Origin of the sequence: Holdemanella sp. DFI.5.55, assembly GCF_020593575.1 — a bacterium.
Taxonomy (GTDB): Bacteria; Bacillota_I; Bacilli_A; order Erysipelotrichales; family Erysipelotrichaceae; genus Holdemanella; species Holdemanella hominis.
Genome location: NZ_JAJDMK010000166.1, coordinates 1 through 1,116 on the forward strand (window position 1 = coordinate 1; position 1,116 = coordinate 1,116).

At 30.3% G+C, this 1,116-nt stretch carries 1 protein-coding gene; it reads right to left on the reverse strand.

Annotation, left to right across the window (positions count from 1 at the left end; genetic code table 11):
• Window positions 1-865, reverse strand: an 865-nt coding sequence (locus LJE08_RS13570; protein WP_227403525.1) for a hypothetical protein, incomplete at its 3' end; no start/stop codon positions are given.
• Between the last annotated feature and the right edge of the window lie 251 nt (window positions 866-1,116).

Sequence of the window (1,116 nt, forward strand, 5' to 3'; positions counted from 1 at the left end):
ATGTATCTGTCTTTGGAAGATTCATATGTTTTTCAAATATAGCTTTCACAATAAAATATTCACCATAATCCATCAATTCATAAGCTACTGCCTTATTGGGTGAGTTGTGTTTTTCATTGACTCTTGCATACAATTCATTCTTGTATTTATGAAACTGCACTTTGAATACGATATCCTTTTGTGTGCTTCGATATGTTAACATATCATTTTCAACATTTAATTTGAAAAGGTTGTTTGAATACTTGCCCTGTCTTCTACCAGTAATAAGCATTCTTCTTTGTCTTTTGAATCTAAAGGTTTCTAAATCACTTTTTAAATTCTTTTTACCACCAAAACATACAGAAGGCATCTTTCTTTTAAGCTTGAACTCATTACGGTTTCTTCTGAATTTTAGATTACGAATGATGCTTTTCAATCTTTTGATATTTGGATCCAAGATCTGTACTTCATACAGATAGTCTTCTTCTGTATATTTCTTTTTCTTGGATCTGTTGATCAGTTTCTCTTTTTCCTTTAAAGCCTTCTTTAATTGATTCTCCTTCGTTTTGATTTTCTTGTTTATCTTTTTAAGACGAGTCTTGATCATATCTTGATTTTCTTTTTCAAGACATTTAAGACTTTTCACCAAAGCCTTGGCCTCATATATGACAGACAAAGGAAAATAATCACTTGTACCATAGAAGGACTTGATCATCCTTTGATCTTTTTCTGAATAAGTAACATCCTTATAGGCACGATCAAAACAGATCTTGAATGCCTTATGAAACATGCAGTTATACAGTTCAAGATCCTTTTTAATGATGGATTCTGCTTCAGGTTCTAAATCTTTATAATAGATTCTTTGAGACATTGAAAATACCTTCATAAGACAAGTCCTCCTGCTCTATCTGACTCTATTATACTATATTCAAAATAGGTTTAACAGATAGTTTTGAGACTTTCCAATTTATTTTATTTGTATTATTATATCACCAATGTGAATATGTGATATTCCCCATATTCTCACATGTTCACATTAAATTCACATTGGAACTGCATTTTATTCAACTTAGAATGATTTTATTCTATACTTCAATTATGGACACCACTTATCATTCAAACATTCCAATTGAAACT